Consider the following 17,917-nt stretch of genomic DNA (forward strand, 5'->3'; position numbering starts at 1 on the left):
CCATACGTATTCATAATTTAGGATCAAACCATAATAAAAAACACCTAAAAAGTATGCAATCCTAAAAATAAAAAAAAGTTAAAGTAAAAAAAGAAAATTACATTTTTACTCTTGTTCTGACAGCTAACTCAATGTCTGATGCTTTAACTGTTTTTCTTCCAGCGTGTTTTGCAAGTTTAACAGCTTCTGAAGCTATTTCTTCACCCATTTCTTCCAATACTTTTGTTAACTCGTCCCTTGCATCATCACTTATTCTTTGAGCACCAGCATTTTTTATGATTCTTCCAACTGGAGCAATTGGTAATTCAGTCATACATATCACCTCATTCTTTTATTAGTACTCCATAGTATTTAAATTTGTCGATTTTATTGAGTTTACATAATTCTTATTTGAATTGTGACTTCAATTAAATCCATAATCAAAGACGTGCGGTAACTCACTTTCAGTTTTTGATGAGGATTGTAAAAAAAATCTAATATCATATTTGAAAATCATGGCTAATTTCAAGGTCAAAATGAACTTCAAACCAAAGGTTTCATCTTGAAAAAAAAGTGTAAATAAGGTTTTTTAAGTAATAATTTCTAAAAAATATATGTTATTATTAATTTAGAGAGTAGAACTTAATCATTTTAAAAATAGGAATGATAATACCAAATTTAGTACACATTTAGTGTATATGCAGGGTGTATTTAATACTAATTATTTACAAAATAATATTAGATATCAGTTCAATAATTATGATAGATCAGATATCCCTGAGACTTTTACTTCAAAGTATTTGTTTTGGAGAAGGAGATCAAATAAAAAAACAGTACACATATGATAGTGAGAATATTTCTCCACCATTTCATGAATTACGAACCATATGACTTAAAAATTTTGCAATTTTATGCGAAGATATCTATAAACCAGATAAGAAATTTATTCACCAGATTATATTCAACATACTTGGAATACCCGAGAGTTATTAACATGATTTGCAGATCTAAGAGGATACCAAAAGGAACAAAGGAAGCAAAAAACAGTTGGTAAAATAGGTTATAATGACCCATGTCCACGTGAAGGTGAAGAACACAGATATGTTTTTAGAATTTATGCACTTGACTCACTAAGATCTAGAAAATGGAGCAGGTAAATACCAGTTTTTAGATGCTATTCAAGTCCATATACTAAATAAAGGAGAATTAATGGAAGTTTATAAACAATAAACTAATTAGGGGGAAGTAATATGGGAATCAATCTTATGAGTGATGTTTTTGAGGAAGGAGATATAATACCAACCATGCACACCTGCGACAATAAAAATATCTCACCCCCGCTTAGATGGGATTCACTGCCTGAACGCACCATGAGTTTTGCTATTTTATGTGAAGACCCAGATGCACCAATGGGAACATGGACTCACTGGATCATTTTTAATATGCCTCCCAATGTGATGGAACTTTCGGCAGGAATAGAAAATGAAGAAAAACTTTCAAACGGTATGATGCAGGGAATAAATGACTTTGGATATGCAGGTTATGGAGGCCCATGTCCTCCCGAAGGGGAAGAACATAGATATTTTTTCAGAATTTATGCACTGGATACCACTTTAAATCTAAGCCCCGGAACTAATAGAAAAGAATTTTTAAGAGCTTTAAACGAAAATGTTCTGGATGAAGGGCAATTAATGGGAATTTATGGGAGATAATTATCTAATTTTTAATTAAATTTTTTTATTTATTTTGAGCATATACTATATCTTTGAATAATCCTAAAAATTTATTATATCTTAAAAAATAGCTATTTTTATATTGTTTGAGATTAAATTCCATATAATAATCATTTAAAAGAGGCATTCTTATGATGAGCTTACAAATATGGATTTTAATAGCAGCTATATGTTTTATTGGAGAATTGATAACCGCCGGATTTTTCATTTTATGGTTTGGAGTTGGAGCATCAGTGGCTGCAGTTCTCAGTTACCTTGGATTTTCTGAAACTACCCAATTTGTTGCATTTATTTTAGTATCCATAATTCTTCTTGCCCTATCAAGACCTTTTGCTAAAAAAATTACACAGGGCATGCCCACTAAAAAAGCAGCTTCAGACAGGTTAATAGGTGAAAAAGGAATAGTAATTGAAGATATATCCTTAAAAAATGGGGGAGTTGTAAGAATTAGTGGAGATACATGGAGAGCAATATCTGATCAGGAAATAAAAGAAGGAACTTCTGTTTTAGTTGAAAAGATAGAAGGCGTGAAACTCATTGTAAAACCTGCAGCATAAACCATGTAACTAGTTTAATTTTTTTACAAAAATATTATTTTAATTGTTAGAATTCACCATATCACAAAAACAATACACTGATCAAAAGATTAATAAGTAATAACCCATTATTTTAACATGAATATGGTACACACTTAAAAAAATAGAAAGGAGAGTTAAAATGGATTTATTTTTGGCAATTTTAATTATTCTGGTCTTACTGGTTGTGGCATTTAAAGGTGTCAAAATTTTAAGGCCTTATGAAAAAGGGGTCGTTGAAAGACTCGGTAAATACAACCGAACTGTTGAAAGCGGACTTGTAATAGTCTTTCCATTTGTAGAGACCATTAGAAAAGTTGATTTAAGGGAACAAGTTGTAGATGTTCCTCCACAGGAAGTTATAACCAAAGATAACACAGTTGTTGTCGTGGACTGTGTAATCTTTTATGAAGTTGTAGATCCATTTAATGCGGTTTACAATGTTGTTAATTTTTATCAAGCCATTACTAAACTTGCACAAACAAATTTAAGGAATATAATTGGTGATTTAGAGCTTGACCAAACACTAACTTCTCGCGAGCAGATAAATTCCCAGTTAAGAGAAGTTTTAGATCTCGCAACTGATAAATGGGGTACACGGGTTGTTCGTGTTGAAATTCAAAAAATTGAACCTCCAAAAGACATTGTAGAGGCCATGTCCAAGCAGATGAAAGCTGAAAGGATGAAAAGAGCTGCCATTCTAGAAGCTGAAGGGTATAAACAATCTGAAATTAAAAAAGCAGAAGGGGATAAACAGGCAGCTATTCTTGAAGCTCAAGGTAAAGCTGAAGCTATTAAAGCAGTTGCAGACGCGGATAAATATCAAGAAATTGCAATTGCAGAAGGTGAAGCAAAGGCAATACTTACAGTATACGGAGCAATACATGAAGGAAACCCTACAAACGACCTTTTAGCTATTAAATACATGGAAGCACTCCAAAAGGTTGCAGATGGAAAAGCAACAAAAATATTCTTGCCTCTTGAAACTTCAGGAGTTTTAGGATCAATAGCAGGTATTTCCGAACTCTTCAAAGAAAAAGATAAAGAAGATAAAGAAATACAACCTATGAAAGTAAAAGTAAAAACAGATATTTAAACAGTGCCAGGATAATCTATTATCCTGATTGTTTATTTTATTTTATTTAAAACATTAAACTGCGGTGGAAGAGGTCTTAACCTCGCTGGAGCACCTATTGCAAGATAAAATGGAGGAACATCACGGGTTACAATTGCACCTGCTGCAACCATAGCCCCTTCTCCAACTTCAACGCCAGATAAAAATGTTGAATTTGCCCCAATTGAAGCTCCATGTCGTATAACTGGGCCCTTAAGATCATAATCAACCCTTATAGGGTACCTATCATTAGTAAAGCAGGCACATGGCCCGATAAATACATAATCTTCTATTAAAGAATCTGTGGGGACGTAAACATTTGATTGTATACTTACATTGCTCCCTATCTTACAGTTTCCTTCCACAACTGTATTGGTTCCCACAAGAACATCGTTGCCTATAATGGTTTTTTCTCTAATTAAAACATTATGTCCTGTTTTAAAATTATTACCAATCTTAACATCATCATATATAACTGTATTTGAACGGATGACCGAATTTTTGCCAATTACTGGAGATTTACTTCCGTGCCTATAGCTTAACCCAATTGTTGCACTATTTTGAATTCCAAAATTTTCATTTGGAGACCCTAAAAAAATACTTTTTAAGCCCTTCCCACGTAAATCTTTAAATATTGGCATAATTGTTCCTCCTTACTACTAATATAGCGAACTCTCAGTCTGTAAATTTACACCCGTAATCAATTTATTCACTTAAATATTGTTTGCAGGCTCTCAGTTCAATGTTATACAAAAAATACATGATTTAAACATAAAGACTTAAAAAGTTTTATGCTTTAAAAAGATAGCTGCGTCCCATATTTTGTATAAATAAGACCAGTAAGCTAAGATCAAATTGTTGAAGTGTCAAAATAAATGATATACTGAAAATTTTTGGTTCAAGGACCTGCAATTTCTAGGGAATTAAATATTTATCATAACTATTATATAAATATATAATAAATGATTTTTATTATGCATACATATAGCTAATAACATTATAATTATCTAAAAAATCATATAAAAACATTCTTAATTTATTATAACCTGTTTTTTTAGTTTTTTTAATAAAAAAAACATATAAATCAATTTTTTATATTAATTAAACTTATTTAAGCCATACATTTTTTCCATTATAAATTTATACCCAGTTTTGCTGGATCCATTTTAAACATTTATAATGTAGCAGGTATTAAATAAGTTCGCTCATGTCCATTATCATGTACATGGTTAGCATGTTTACTGGTTAGTTTAAGATTGAACTTATTTTAAAAATTCTATTTATTTAATCAAAAATTACATAATAATTTAGCCAGTAATATTTGCACAATACTTCGAGCGAATAAATTAACGAAAGTGCTGGACATACTTAAACTTAAGATTATAAGTACACTAATGGAGGGTAAACTTGAAATTTGAAAAAAAAGACATAATAAGCCATATATGCAGGATAAGAGAAGAAATAGGTCATGCTTATGTGAAACCTGCCATTAAAGATATAATATTCGATGAAAATACCCGAGTCATGCTAATTATAACCGCAGATAGGCCTGAAAAATCTGTAGTAATAGGGAAAGGGGGATGGGTTGTTGGGAAACTTAAAGAAGAACTGGATATTAACTCCATTCACGTAGAAGCGTATCCCGACATATTATTTAAAGAATATAAAATGAAATTAACACTTGAAAAGTTAGATGAAATATTAAAAACTGTTGACTTAAAAGACCCCCATCCACTTGAAAATTTGTATCACCTCTTAAACCAGAGAATTGAAAATATAAATGATTTTGATACTGTTTTAAAGGACTGGAATGTTGAGGAATCTAAAAATAACAGATCAGTAGTGGCACTGTCTGGAGGAGTAGACAGCAGTTTTTCGCTTATTATAGCTAAACTTATGGGATTTAACCCTATCTCAGTTACTGTTAACCCGGGAAACATAATTCTCCCACGATATTTCCAGAAGAACGTGGAAGCTCTAAGTGCTAAACTTAATGTAAAACATGTATATATCAACGTCGAAATGGAGGACATAATTAAAGATTCCCTTGAAGGTAGATTTCACCCATGCGGAAGATGTTCCAAAGTTATTGAAGAGGCTGTTTTAGATTACGCAAAAGAAAATAAAATGGAATTTTTAATTTATGGAGATCTTTTATCAACTGGAAATCAATCCATCGTTGTAGGTGAAGATCTTATAAAAATAAATTTACCTGCAATGCTTTCTGTTACAAAGGGTGAAATAAAAAACGTAGCTTCCAAATATGATGTTTATAGAAAAGGAGGTTACGGCTGTCCACTTATAAATGAAGTACATAAGAAATACCCCCACATGAGAAAATTTTCCATACAGAGAGTATTGAGGGAAACACGTGCTGGGATATTAGAACCAGGCGAAGCCCTTGAGATGATAATGAAGATTATTTAATATTAAAAAGAAAAAATAAGAATATATAGTGTTTTATGCTCCCGTGCTATTTAATTACTTCTAATATCCCGTAAGCTATGAGGAAAATCCCAACTAAGTAACTAAGCAATGCCGGAAATATTAGTATAAGAATACCGAAGATTATTGCCACTATTCCAATTATCTGAGGTCTTGCATCGGATTTCATGACTATTATATTTGTTGTTAGATCATATATAACTTTTATTAATAAATAGTCAGAAGTTTAACCCAAAGAATTTTTACAATAAATGGTTTTTCAATCATAAACTTAAAAACTTAGGGCTAATGTAAATTCAAATATTAAAGGAATGTGCTATATCCAAATAATATTTTTAAGATTTATCCTTGATAGTAAAATAAAACGTAGTGCCCTTACCATATTCTGATTCAACCCACATTTTACCGCCGTGATTTTCAATGATTCTTTTAGAGATGGATAATCCAATTCCAGTTCCTTCATATTCTTCTCTAGTATGTAACCTTTGAAATAGAGTAAAAATACGGTTAAAATACTGCTCTTCAATTCCAATACCATTATCAGACACGCTGAAAACATGTTCTTTATTTTTTTCATCAAAATATGATGAAATATGTATTTGAGGGTTTTCATTTTCTTTTTTAAATTTTATAGCATTTTCAATTAGATTTTGGAATACTCTAAAGAGCTGACTTTCATCTGCAAATACTTTAGGAAGGTTTTTATAGGTAATTTGGGCTTTATTCTCCCTAATCAGGAGATTTAAATTATCAAAAATATCAAGAAGCATATCTTCAATTTTTAATGGTTCACATCTTTTTTCTACCCTTGTCAACCTTGAATATTCAAGTAAATCAAGAATCATCTGTTTCATTCGTATTGATGCTTCAACTATATAATCAATGAACTCATCAGCATCACTGTCAAGTTTATTTTTATAACGCCGCTCTAAAAGTTGAGTGAAGCTTGCAATAGTTCTAAGAGGCTCTTGAAGGTCATGAGAAGTGATATAAGCAAACTGCTGAAGTTCAGCATTGGAACGCCTTAATTCTATTATTAATTTCTTCATTTTCTCTTCTGTGACCAACTTAGAAATTGTACTTCCTATTTCTCTTCCTATAGACTTAATGATATCTTTTTCTTTTTGCGTGAAATAATGCTTATTTTTGCTTAAAATATTAAAGGACCCTATAATTTTTTCTTTTGAATATATAGGAACTACAGCAAGTGATTTAAAAATTCTTGGCTTTAAATCTTCAATGGGAATTGCACCAAAATTATCTATAAATAAAGGCATGCCGTCCATATAAACCTGGTTGAAAGGATATTCATTGATTTTAATACTATCAACCGCATCTGCTGGATCATTTGAATCTTCTTTAAAATGTTCCAATTTAGCTATTTCCTTTTTGAAATCAATTAAATATATTCCACCTGCTTCAAAGCTCATAAATTCCAAAACAAGACTTAAAATATCTTTTAAAAGTGATTGAAGATTATCAGAACTGTTTGCAGTTATAATTACCCGGTTAAGTGTATCCACTTTTTTAAGGTTTTTCTCAATTTCTTTTTCAGCCAGTTTAAGTTCTGTAATATCTTGATTCACACCATAAATTTTGACAGTTCGACCCTCATTATCTTTTATAATCTCAGAACGGACTAATATAAAACGTTTTTCACCATCAGCCCTTATGATCGAGTGTTCAACCTTTCTAGAAAAATTAGGATCATCAGTTTCTAAAGCTTTAGCTATTCCTTCCTTTACAAGATAAGATTCTTCAGGAGGCAAAAACTTTTGGGCGTATTCCCTAGAGGACATTTTTGATCCGCCTTCACGAGCCATAGTAGTACCATACAATCTATAAAATTCATTATCAAAAGTATATAAATCCAGATCAACATTATATTCCCAATGTACTAACTTAGCCATATCCATAGCAATTTTAAGTCGGGCTTCACTTTCACGCAGAGCATCTATAGCTGTTTTTTTATCAGTTATGTCTAGAAGAGACGCTAAACTTTTTTTAGTCCCAGATATCACATCCATAGTTGTTAAAACATTTTTAATATTACCATACCTGTCAACAAATTTGAATTCATATTTTTTTGGAGCCATATCCATATTAATTCGTCTGAAATTATGGTATTCTTCCATTTTTCTTAGATACTCAGGAGCTACGAATTCTTTCCAGCTTTTTATACCTTCTATTTCCTCTTTTGAGTATCCACAAATCTTTTCAAATTCTGCATTCACAAGGGAGATAGTGGTATCTTCTTCCACAATAAATGTCGCTGTCCCCGTATTTTCAAATATAGTCCTGTAATAAGATTCTGACTCTTTAATTGCATTTTCAGCCTTTTTAAGCTCAGTCACATCCCTACTAACTGCTACAAGGTACTTTTCCCCGGAATTATCAACATATGATGTTTTTTTAGTGATTAAAATGTGCACGTAACCTACAGAATCTGTGACTTCTTCTTCATTTACATTTTCAACACCTGTTTTAAACACTTCTTCATCTTTATCCCAGAAAATACTTGCTTCATACGCAGGTAAAAAATCATAATCCGATTTTCCTAAAAGTTCTTTCCTAGGGTATCCCATTAATTTACAGAAAGCATCATTCAAAAGTATCCACCGATGCCTTTTATCTTTAACAAAAACAGGGTCAGCAATCGAGTTTATAATTTTATCCAGAAAGTTTCTTGATTTTGTAAGTGCCTCTTCAGTATTTTTACGCTCAACAATTTCCTTTTTTAATTCCTCATTAGATTTTATAAGTTCTCGAGTCCTTTCCTTAACTTTTAACTCTAAATTAGTCTTTGCAGTTTTAAGTTCTTTCAAAAGCAAAGTTTTTGCTTTTGATGTTTGAAAATCTCTCAAAGAACTATGTTTTTTGCAAGCTTCGATTTTCGACTGTGAAAATTGAAAATTTTCACATGCCGCAGGAAATGTAACTAACAAATCTTCGATTTGTGCTCCAAACCCTTCGGGTTTGAGAGTTTCCTCAGCCCCTAATACAAAGCATTCCAGGGCCTCAAACACTTCGTGTTTGAAGGCTTCTTCCATCCTTTTTTGTTCTGTAACATCATGGGCTATACCTACAATTATACTTTTATTATTTGCTTTGATATGAAAATGCCTTACCTGTACCACTTTTTTTGAACCATCCGCATTTTTAATCGTTCCCTCAAATAATTTACCAGATAATTTGTGATTTTTACTACCACCACATCCTATTATATCCTTTTCGAAGTGAGTATATTGGTTATGGGAATTTTTTTCAATGTATAAAACATCAGGCATGTTCCACATTGTTTTTCCAAGAATATGCTCTCCTTTAACCCCCGTAATTTTCTCCATTCCATGATTCCATTCAATTATTAATCCATTTTCATCAATAAGAGCTATACCATCATATGAATGTTCTACAATGCTCCTGAACTTCTCTTCACTCTTTTTAAGCTCTTCTTGAATGCTTTCTTTCTTTCCTAATTCAATTTGCAGAAGTTTATTAGCTATCTTCAATTCCATTTCCATCTTATGCCTGTAAAAAGCATGATCTATAGTTATTCTCAATTCTTCATCGTTAAATGGTTTGATAATATATCCATAATGTTCTGTTAATTTAGCCCTTTCAACCAGCACTTCATCGCTGTGGGCTGTTAAGTATATAACTGGAATATCAAAATCAGTTTGTAATTGCTTTGCAATTTCAATCCCGTCTATGTCTTCATTGAGGTTGATATCCATTAAAATTAAATCAGGCTTATACTCTGCTACCTCTTGAAAGATATTTCTAATAGAAAAAACAATTAAAGGGTTTTCATACCCCCAATTTTCTAACAGGTTCTTAATATTTAAAGCTGTAATTCCTTCATCTTCCACAATCAATATTTTTGACATGGAATTCCCCTTTCATTTAATTTCCATTAAATTAAAGTTCATATGATATATTTTTATTAAATCATTATAGTTATGTTTTTTTATTTAACCTGATTAAAAATATTTATAATGTCATTTATAAATTAAATCTTATTAATTTGGGCCGTTGTATGAATATTATATTTAAATTTATTAAATATTTCCTAAAAGAATAAATAATGTTTAAATTTAAATTTAAACTTGCCCATTTACATAAATTACAAATTAAAAGAGATATATTTCAATTCAATCCCCAATTATAAATTCTAAGAAATTTAAAAGATATAAAATAAAAAGAATAGATAATTATAAAATTAACTAGATGTTTTACAGATATTACAATTCATAGAGCTTATATAATTAAAAAATAAGCACTGTTAATCTATACTTCTAAGATTATGATAAAATTCATATTAAAATTTCAAAACCCATGGTCTTTAAACTTAAGATTTAATAGATTCAGTGATGAATGGTATCGTAAAATAAAAAATAGACCCATTACCTACTTCTGATTCAACCCACATTCTACCGCCATGCCTTTCGATGATTCTTTTAGAGATGGATAATCCAATTCCAGTTCCTTCATATTCAACACTTGTATGCAGCCTTTTAAACACTTCAAATATTCTGTTAAAGTACTGAGGTTCTATTCCTATCCCATTATCTGCAACTGAAAAAATATATTCATTTTCACCTTCAAAGGCAGAAATATGGACTCTAGGATATTCATCATCCTTTTTAAACTTTATAGCATTGCTAATTAAATTTTGAAAAAGTTGAATAAGCTGCCCTTCGTCTGCAACAACTGCAGGAAGCTTATCATGAGTAACTGTAACATTATTCTCTTTAATTGCAGCATTTAAATTATATAAAACTATCTCAAGAAGTTCTTCAGTATTCGTCGACTTCAATTCTCCACCCTTTGTACCAACACGAGAATAATAAAGTAAACCCTGGATCATATCCTTCATACGTACGGCAGCCTCAACTATAAAATCAATGAATTCATCTGCATCATCATCCAGTTTATTTCTGTAACGTCTTTCAATTAATTGAGTATAACTTGCAATGGTTCTAAGCGGCTCCTGAAGATCATGGGAGGTGATATATGCAAACTGCTGTAATTCATAATTAGAACGTTCAAGTTCTTCTATGATTTCCTTAAGTTTCTCTTCTGCTTGTTTTCTTTCTGTGATATCACGTGCAGCAGCAAAAACCCCGATAATATCATCAGACCCATCACGATAGACAGATGCATTATATAAAACAGGAGTTATATGTCCTTTTCTATGTTTGATTTCAAGGGCGTAGTTAAACACTTTTTCATCCTGAAAAACCTGCTGGTAAACTTCTCTAGCCTTTTCAGGTTCAGTAAAATAATCTGAAAAATCAGTACCAATAAGTTCATCCCTAGAATAACCCGTGATTAACTCGGTAGAATAGTTTACATCATTAATCTTTCCATCAGGACCAATAGTAACCAGGGGATCTAAACTAGCTTCGATCAAACTACGATTATACATATTTGCCAGTTTAAGCTCTTCTTCTGCCCTTTTTCGTTCAGTTATATCTCGACCAATAGTTGAAATAGCAACAAGCTCTCCTGAAGTATCAAAAACAGGTGAAAGTGTTATTGAAACGTTGATCAAACTGTTATCTTTTCTCAGCCTTAAAGTCTCATAATGCCGAATTCTTTCTCCATCTTTAATCTTTTCAATTAATCTTTTTGTTTCTCCCTTAAAGATATCTGATTCTAAGATAGAAATAGATTTTCCGATTATTTCATCAGCGGAATATCCATAAATCCGCTCTGCTCCATTATTCCAGCTTATAACAGTACCGTCAAAGGATTTAGTTATGATAGCATCGTCAGATGACTCAACAATATTTGCAAATATCTGAATTTTCTCTTCAGCTTTTTTACGTTCAATTGAATACTTAATAGAACGTTCTAATAATGTGCTTTCTACCTGCCCCTTAACAAGATAATCTTGAGCGCCCATCTTAACCGCGCTAATTCCAATCTTCCCATCAGTTAATCCAGTTAAAATTATAATAGGAGTTTCATGACATTTTTTATTTACCTCAATAAACGTTTCAATACCATCACTATCTGGAAGACCCAGATCTAACAATATCACATCAAATGAATGGAATTTAAGGAATTTAAGGCCCTCATTTAATGTTTCAACGTTTTTAAGTTCATATGAAAAATCAGTAGATTCCTCAAGCATAAACTCAATTAAGCCAATATCTCCAGGATTATCTTCAAAGAGTAATATTTTAACAGTTTCAGTGTTATCCATAGGTTTAAACCACCTTCCATGACTAAGCATTGCCCTTTGAAGGTAACTTTACTATATCCAGCCAGAAATTTTCTATAGACTTAATTACCCTTATAAATTGATCAAAATCAACTGGTTTGGTTATATATGAATTAGCATGAAGATTATATGATTTAAGTATATCTTCCTCCGCCTTAGAAGTGGTTAAAATAACTACAGGTATTCTTTTAAGCTCATTATCTTCTTTTATTTCTTTAAGAACTTCACGTCCATCTTTTCCAGGCAAATTCAAATCCAAAAGTATTATATCTGGACTTGGAACATTTGAAAACTTTCCTTTCTTATGTAAAAATAACATAGCTTCTTCTCCATCTTCTGCAATATTAAGATTATTCATAATTTTTGCTTCCTGGAAAACTTCTTCCACCAGTCCAACATCACCTTCATTATCTTCTACTAAAAGAATTTCTATTTGTTTAACTGTCTGATTTGCCTTTGTATCTTGTTTAATTGTCATTTATAACACCTTTTTGTAAATAGAAAAATTTTGAATTAACACTTAATAATTACTAATTTTTGATATGACCTACAGGTAGCGTGAAATAAAAAATAGAACCTTCACCCTGTTCTGATTCTACCCATATGTGTCCCCCATGCCTTTCTACTATTTTTTTACAAATTGAAAGCCCTATTCCTGTTCCAGGATAATCTCTTCGTTTATGTAATCTTTTAAAAACTTCAAAGATCCTTCCGCCGTGTTTTGGATCAATTCCAATTCCATTGTCAGCGACTGAAAATATCCAGTTGTCATCTTCTTTTCGAACTGAAATAGTAATTTTTGGTGTTTTTTCACTGTGGAATTTTATAGCATTGCTGATTAAATTCTGGAATACTTGAGCTAACTGAGTAGAATCAGCCATTATAATTGGTAACTGATCATGAGATATAACAGCTCCACTTTCTTTTATAGATAGTTCCAAATTAGATAAAACTTGATTTAAGACCAATTCACAGTCTGTGGATTCAAATTCTCTAGCCCTCGTGGTCACTCTAGAGAATTCCAAAAGATCATTTATTAAATTCTGCATACGTGAAGCACCGTCTACTGCAAAATCAATGTATTTATCGGCTTTATCATCAAGTTCGCCGTAATATCTCCTTTGTAAAAGCTGCAAATAACTTCCAATCATCCTTAAAGGTTCCTGTAAATCATGGGATGACACGTAAGCAAACTGCTCCAGTTCTGCATTCGAGCTGGCGAGCTCTTCTATTTTCAATTTTAACAGTTTTTCAGCTTTTTTACGTTCAGTTATATCGCGTGCTGCTGCAAAAACACCGATTACATTTCCAGATTCATCTTCATAAACTGAAGCGTTATATAAAACAGGAGTTATGTGTCCCTTTTTATGCTTGATCTCAAGAGGATAATCAATTATCCACCTATATTTAAACACCTGCTTGTATCCTTCCCTTGCTTTTTCAGGTTCAGTGAAATAATCTGAAAAATCAGTACCAATAAGTTCATCTCTAGCGCGACCAGTAACTGCCTCTGTAGCGCCATTTACATCGGTGATCCTCCCATCGGGACCAATAGTAACAAATGGGTCTAAACTGGTTTCAATCAGGTTACGATTATATTTACCTGCAGATTCCAGCTCTTCTTCCATTTTTTTACGATCAGTAATATCTGTATCAGTCATCAAAACAGAATTCGGATCTCCATTTTCATCCCGTTCCAATACCCACCTACTTGATACAGTGATTTTGGTGCCGTCATGTTTGGTACGTACTAATTCACCGTTCCATTGATTTTTAGTGGATATATGTTTATCTATATCTTCTAAAGGTTCAGGAAATTCAGTTTGAAGCAGTTCGTAAACGATATTATCCAAAGCTTCTCTTTGAGTCCAGCCATACATCTTTTCAGCACCGTTATTCCAGTATAAAATCTTCCCATCCATATCACGAACAATTATAGCATCGTGAGTAATATTAATTAATTCAGCCTGCCTCTTAATCTCATTTTCTGCCTGTTTGATTTCTGTAATGTCACGTGCAGCAGCAAAAACGCCGATTACGTCCTCATCTTCATTTCGGTAAACTGATGCATTGTATAAAACAGGGGTCACATTCCCCTCTTTATTTTTAATTTCCAATGGATAATCAAATACCCGGCCTTCTCGAAATACCTCTTTATATCCATCTCTAGCTTTTTCAGGTTCAGTGAAATAATCTGAAAAATCAGTTCCTATTATCTCATCTCTAGAATATCCAGTTACTCGTTCTGTAGAATAATTTACATCAGTAATTTTACCATCAGGGCCAATAGTAACTAAAGGATCAAGATTAGCCTCAATTAAACTACGGTTATAATTATTAGCAAATTTCAGAGACTCATAAGCTTTTTCTAGCTCCAATGTACGTTCTTTGACCTGAATTTCCAGATTATCACGTGTCTCCTTCAATTCAGCCTCGGCTTGCTCACGTGATATGCGCAACCTGATTACATTTATTCCATAAGCAAGGTTTTCAGCTAATTCTGTCAGCAGTTTAACCTCATCATCTGAAAAGGAATCCTGTTCTGTTGAATAAATGGTAAGTGCACCAAATACTCTCCCATACATCTTCAAAGGTAGAACCAGTGAAGAAGCATAACCCCTTTCAATTGCATTTTCACGCCAAGGGTCAAATTTTGGATCTGCATATATATTCTTACAAGCACTTGGTTTTCCAGTACGAATGACAGTTCCTGTTGGACCACGGCCGCGTTCAGTATCTGCCCATGTAATATCTAATGTTTCAAGGTACCCTTCTTCAAATCCAGAATATGCTACTGGTCGAACAGTTTTAGCTTCATCTTCATCAGCATAACCTACCCACACCATGGAATGACCACAATCTTCCACAATAATTCGACATACCTCTTCAAGGTACTCCACTTCATCTTTAGCACGTATCATAGCCTGACTACTATTACCAAGTGCCATATATGCTTTATTAATCCTGTGAAGTTCTTTTTCCTTCCGCTTACGTTCATTGATATCTCGGGCAACATGAACGCTTCCGAGTATACTTCCAGACTCATCTTTTATTGGAGAAACAGAAATAAGAAAATGCCCCCCTAAGTTTTCATCAGTTATTTCCTGACTGTGCTCTTGACCGTCCTCCATCATTTTCACATGAGGGCAATCGTGAATTGGAGATTTAATACCATGAACAACTTCAAAACATTTAAGTCTAGAACATGAATGTTGGGAGTTATTTAAATTCATTTGCATTGGTTTATTTACCCAGATAACGTTAAATTGAGTATCTAAAATAGTTATAAGATCTGATGATAAATCTAAAACTGATTTCCATCCTTCAACATTCCCTAAAAAAGATTTGACCAATTTTCCTTTAGTGTTCATGTTATATCCTGTCATTTAAGTTTTGTAGATCACATTAATTAACTGCAGATATTTGCCAAAATAAAATTAAAATTAGTTTCTGTAATCATTAGATAGTTATTAAAATGCATTGTTTATCCATTTTAACTTTTTCTATGACGTTTAAGCCCCATAGACTTCGAAGATTTTGCCTTTAATTATGATATATTCAAATTAAATCAAGAATTATAACTTATTGGTATTCATTATCCCTATAAAATTTATGTATAATTAAGACATCTTTCCATAAATAATTTGTGAAATTAATTTGAGTGAAAATTCAACCGTTAATAAAGTATTTATTTAAGAAAATAAATGATTATCAAAAAATAAATAATATTTTTTACTAGTATCCTCAAATTTTAAAAATAGCAAAAAAATGAAAATTAAATTTCTTCATTTAAGAAGGTTCTTAAACTGACAATAACTTTCTCAACTGCTTCAGGAGAAGATCCACCTATTACAGTCCTTGCTTTTACATTTTCATATGGATCTAAAGCTTTCCTTATTAACTCATCATTTAGATCTAATGATTTACCCATCACTTCATGAGCAACGTTATCTAAAAAGTTTGAATCAATATCATCAAGAGAAACCTTATTTTCAAGAGCTTCCGTAACCATTCGACCAACTATTTTATGGGCTGTTCTAAAAGGCATGTTTTTTTCACGAACCAGTATATCTGCTAACTCAGTTGCAGTTGCAAAATTAGATTTTGCAAGTTCTGCTGTACGTTCCTTATTAATTTCAATGGTAGTTAACATGCCACGTACCATATTCATCATTTCTTTTGCATTATCTACAGAGTTCCAAAGATGAGGAGTTATTTCCTGCAAATCTCTATTGTAACTGTAAGGTAACGCTTTCAAAATAGTTAAAATAGTCATCAATTCTCCAGTAAGAATTGCACTCTTCCCCCTTGCAATTTCTGCAACATCAGGGTTCTTTTTTTGAGGCATTATGGATGATGTGGATGAATATGCGTATGAAATTTCAACAACTCCAAATTCAAATGTACTCCACAGTATAAGCTCCTCGCAAATTTTACTCATAGTTGAAGCAAGCATTGAAAGAGAAAAGACGGTTTCTGCTATGAAATCTCTTGAGCTTACACCATCTATCGAATTTTCCATAATTCTGCTAAATCCAAGTAACTCAGTCGTCATTTCCCGGTCTATAGGAAAACTAGTAGTAGTCAGGGCTGCAGAACCTAGAGGGTTCATATCTACTCTTTTGTATGCATCCATGAGGCGTTCATAGTCCCTTCGAAGTGCATTGGCATATGCAAGTAAATAGTGTGCAAATGTGGTAGGTTGAGCATGCTGAAGGTGAGTGTAACCCACAAAAATAGTTTCTTTATGTTCACTAGCCATATCCAGGATTTCTTCAATAAATTTAAGTATATTAAATCCTATTCCTTTAATTTCTTCCTTTAAAACTAATCTAAGATCCGTTGCAACCTGATCATTCCGTGATTTAGCTGTATGCATAAACCCTGCAACTTCCCCAATTTTAGAAGTTACATAGTTTTCCACAGCCATATGAATATCTTCTACAGAAGGATCAAGGTCAAGAGCTCCAATTCCTTCGTTTTTAAGTTCATTTAAAGCTTTTAATATCTTATCTGCAATTTCAGAAGGTATTATTCCCTTTTTTGCAAGCATTGTTGTATGCGCAGTGTTGAGTTTAATGTCAGCTTCGAAAATTCGTTTGTCAAATTCTAAAGAAGAAGTAAAAGATGCAGCTTCATCGCTCATCTTTCCCTTAAGTCGTCCAGATCTTAAATTCAAGAAATGTCACCCTGTTTAATAAATTAAAATAAAAATAAACCCATATTTTGGGTTTTGAATGTAGTTCAATATTATTCTTTGTTTTTCCACTGTGTGTAACCGCATTTTCCACATGCGTATCTGTCTCCATGGTCTGCCATGAAAACACCGTGTGAGCATCTTACACACTCAGGGTTTTTTCTAATGAGTTTGTTATCTTTAACTTCGTAAAGGTCACATTTTTTCATTATTTATTCCTCCTCTGCTTCTTCGCCTTCTTGAGGTTCCTGATTTTTAGCTAAAACATGTTTAGTTTCAATTTTGTTTAAATCTTCTTCAGTGCCGTATATCTTTGCATATCCGTCAGCCTTACCTTCTCCAAACTTAGGTAAAACTTTATCAACCACTAAAAGGTTTTTATCTGCATCGAGTAGTGCGACAAGTTTATTTTTAATATCTAAAGTTTTTGGAGTAGCTTCTCCAGCGTATGTGCAGTCAAAGTGTATTTCAGTTCTGTTTAAAAGTGGATTTTCAATTTTTTCTTTAATTTCGATTTCCATTATTTAACCTCCAAAAATATATAATTTTTTTGGGGTTTCAGAAAATACTGTCAAATCTCTCAAAACCGTAGGTTTTCAACAGCACAAATCTTCGATTTGTAAGCTTCGATTTGACGTTGCAAAA

At 32.3% G+C, this 17,917-nt stretch carries 14 protein-coding genes and 1 pseudogene; 5 read left to right on the top strand and 10 right to left on the bottom strand.

Annotated elements, in window-relative coordinates:
• Positions 1-97: 97 nt before the first annotated feature.
• The gene (locus ASJ80_RS13735) at positions 98-313 is read right to left on the bottom strand and encodes a histone family protein (RefSeq protein ID WP_069582921.1); all 216 of its coding nucleotides are present in this window, start codon (positions 311-313) and stop codon (positions 98-100) included.
• Between the two features lie 703 nt (positions 314-1,016).
• On the opposite strand from ASJ80_RS13735, the pseudogene ASJ80_RS17905 reads away from it, so the two are divergent.
• From ASJ80_RS17905 to ASJ80_RS13755, 4 genes and pseudogenes are all read left to right on the top strand, one after another.
• Positions 1,017-1,136, top strand: a pseudogene (locus ASJ80_RS17905) (hypothetical protein); the annotation flags it as partial.
• 93 nt (positions 1,137-1,229) lie between these two features.
• On the top strand, positions 1,230-1,691 hold the full coding sequence (locus ASJ80_RS13745) for a YbhB/YbcL family Raf kinase inhibitor-like protein (RefSeq protein WP_176720187.1): 462 nt from the start codon (positions 1,230-1,232) through the stop codon (positions 1,689-1,691).
• 152 nt (positions 1,692-1,843) lie between these two features.
• Complete coding sequence (locus ASJ80_RS13750) at positions 1,844-2,269, top strand: NfeD family protein (RefSeq protein ID WP_245837588.1); 426 nt, start codon at positions 1,844-1,846, stop codon at positions 2,267-2,269.
• A gap of 160 nt (positions 2,270-2,429) precedes the next feature.
• Positions 2,430-3,383 carry an SPFH domain-containing protein gene (locus ASJ80_RS13755; protein ID WP_069582922.1) on the top strand — a complete coding sequence of 318 codons (954 nt, stop codon included), beginning with the start codon at positions 2,430-2,432 and terminating at the stop codon, positions 3,381-3,383.
• A gap of 32 nt (positions 3,384-3,415) precedes the next feature.
• Here ASJ80_RS13755 and ASJ80_RS13760 read toward each other — a convergent pair whose 3' ends face one another.
• Positions 3,416-4,042 carry an acyltransferase gene (locus ASJ80_RS13760; RefSeq protein ID WP_069582923.1) on the bottom strand — a complete coding sequence of 209 codons (627 nt, stop codon included), beginning with the start codon at positions 4,040-4,042 and terminating at the stop codon, positions 3,416-3,418.
• A gap of 766 nt (positions 4,043-4,808) precedes the next feature.
• Between ASJ80_RS13760 and ASJ80_RS13765 the strand changes: the two genes are divergently transcribed.
• Positions 4,809-5,828 (top strand): ATPase, encoded by a 1,020-nt coding sequence (locus tag ASJ80_RS13765; protein ID WP_069582924.1) that lies wholly within the window; start codon positions 4,809-4,811, stop codon positions 5,826-5,828.
• A gap of 46 nt (positions 5,829-5,874) precedes the next feature.
• On the opposite strand, the gene ASJ80_RS13770 is transcribed toward ASJ80_RS13765, so the two are convergent.
• From ASJ80_RS13770 to ASJ80_RS13805, 8 genes are all read right to left on the bottom strand, one after another.
• Positions 5,875-6,015 carry a DUF3096 domain-containing protein gene (locus ASJ80_RS13770; protein ID WP_141705153.1) on the bottom strand — a complete coding sequence of 47 codons (141 nt, stop codon included), beginning with the start codon at positions 6,013-6,015 and terminating at the stop codon, positions 5,875-5,877.
• 166 nt (positions 6,016-6,181) lie between these two features.
• Complete coding sequence (locus tag ASJ80_RS13775; RefSeq protein WP_069582925.1) at positions 6,182-9,733, bottom strand: PAS domain S-box protein; 3,552 nt, start codon at positions 9,731-9,733, stop codon at positions 6,182-6,184.
• A 461-nt stretch (positions 9,734-10,194) separates the two neighbouring features.
• Positions 10,195-12,057, bottom strand: coding sequence for a PAS domain S-box protein (locus ASJ80_RS13780; protein ID WP_069582926.1), 1,863 nt, complete (start codon positions 12,055-12,057; stop codon positions 10,195-10,197).
• Positions 12,058-12,079: 22 nt separating this feature from the next.
• Positions 12,080-12,553 (bottom strand): response regulator, encoded by a 474-nt coding sequence (locus tag ASJ80_RS13785; protein ID WP_069582927.1) that lies wholly within the window; start codon positions 12,551-12,553, stop codon positions 12,080-12,082.
• A 52-nt stretch (positions 12,554-12,605) separates the two neighbouring features.
• Positions 12,606-15,446, bottom strand: a complete 2,841-nt coding sequence (locus ASJ80_RS17540; RefSeq protein ID WP_176720188.1) for a PAS domain S-box protein — start codon at positions 15,444-15,446, stop codon at positions 12,606-12,608.
• Positions 15,447-15,850: 404 nt separating this feature from the next.
• Positions 15,851-17,254, bottom strand: coding sequence for an argininosuccinate lyase (gene argH / locus ASJ80_RS13795; protein WP_095652104.1), 1,404 nt, complete (start codon positions 17,252-17,254; stop codon positions 15,851-15,853).
• A 71-nt stretch (positions 17,255-17,325) separates the two neighbouring features.
• Positions 17,326-17,481 (bottom strand): 30S ribosomal protein S27ae, encoded by a 156-nt coding sequence (locus ASJ80_RS13800; protein ID WP_069582929.1) that lies wholly within the window; start codon positions 17,479-17,481, stop codon positions 17,326-17,328.
• A 3-nt stretch (positions 17,482-17,484) separates the two neighbouring features.
• Positions 17,485-17,793 (bottom strand): 30S ribosomal protein S24e, encoded by a 309-nt coding sequence (locus tag ASJ80_RS13805; RefSeq protein ID WP_069582930.1) that lies wholly within the window; start codon positions 17,791-17,793, stop codon positions 17,485-17,487.
• Between the last annotated feature and the right edge of the window lie 124 nt (positions 17,794-17,917).

This window comes from Methanobacterium bryantii (assembly GCF_002287175.1).
Classification (GTDB): domain Archaea; phylum Methanobacteriota; class Methanobacteria; order Methanobacteriales; family Methanobacteriaceae; genus Methanobacterium_D; species Methanobacterium_D bryantii.

Bases quoted from the DNA above. Each gene is read 5' to 3' on its own strand.
- ASJ80_RS13780 (WP_069582926.1), bottom strand. From the start codon at position 12,057: ATGGATAACACTGAAACTGTTAAAATATTACTCTTTGAAGATAATCCT.
- ASJ80_RS13770 (WP_141705153.1), bottom strand. From the start codon at position 6,015: ATGAAATCCGATGCAAGACCTCAGATAATTGGAATAGTGGCAATAATC.
- ASJ80_RS13775 (WP_069582925.1), bottom strand. From the start codon at position 9,733: ATGTCAAAAATATTGATTGTGGAAGATGAAGGAATTACAGCTTTAAAT.
- ASJ80_RS13755 (WP_069582922.1), top strand. From the start codon at position 2,430: ATGGATTTATTTTTGGCAATTTTAATTATTCTGGTCTTACTGGTTGTG.
- ASJ80_RS17540 (WP_176720188.1), bottom strand. From the start codon at position 15,446: ATGAACACTAAAGGAAAATTGGTCAAATCTTTTTTAGGGAATGTTGAA.
- ASJ80_RS13805 (WP_069582930.1), bottom strand. From the start codon at position 17,793: ATGGAAATCGAAATTAAAGAAAAAATTGAAAATCCACTTTTAAACAGA.
- ASJ80_RS13750 (WP_245837588.1), top strand. From the start codon at position 1,844: ATGATGAGCTTACAAATATGGATTTTAATAGCAGCTATATGTTTTATT.
- ASJ80_RS13785 (WP_069582927.1), bottom strand. From the start codon at position 12,553: ATGACAATTAAACAAGATACAAAGGCAAATCAGACAGTTAAACAAATA.
- ASJ80_RS13735 (WP_069582921.1), bottom strand. From the start codon at position 313: ATGACTGAATTACCAATTGCTCCAGTTGGAAGAATCATAAAAAATGCT.
- ASJ80_RS13745 (WP_176720187.1), top strand. From the start codon at position 1,230: ATGGGAATCAATCTTATGAGTGATGTTTTTGAGGAAGGAGATATAATA.
- ASJ80_RS13800 (WP_069582929.1), bottom strand. From the start codon at position 17,481: ATGAAAAAATGTGACCTTTACGAAGTTAAAGATAACAAACTCATTAGA.
- ASJ80_RS13760 (WP_069582923.1), bottom strand. From the start codon at position 4,042: ATGCCAATATTTAAAGATTTACGTGGGAAGGGCTTAAAAAGTATTTTT.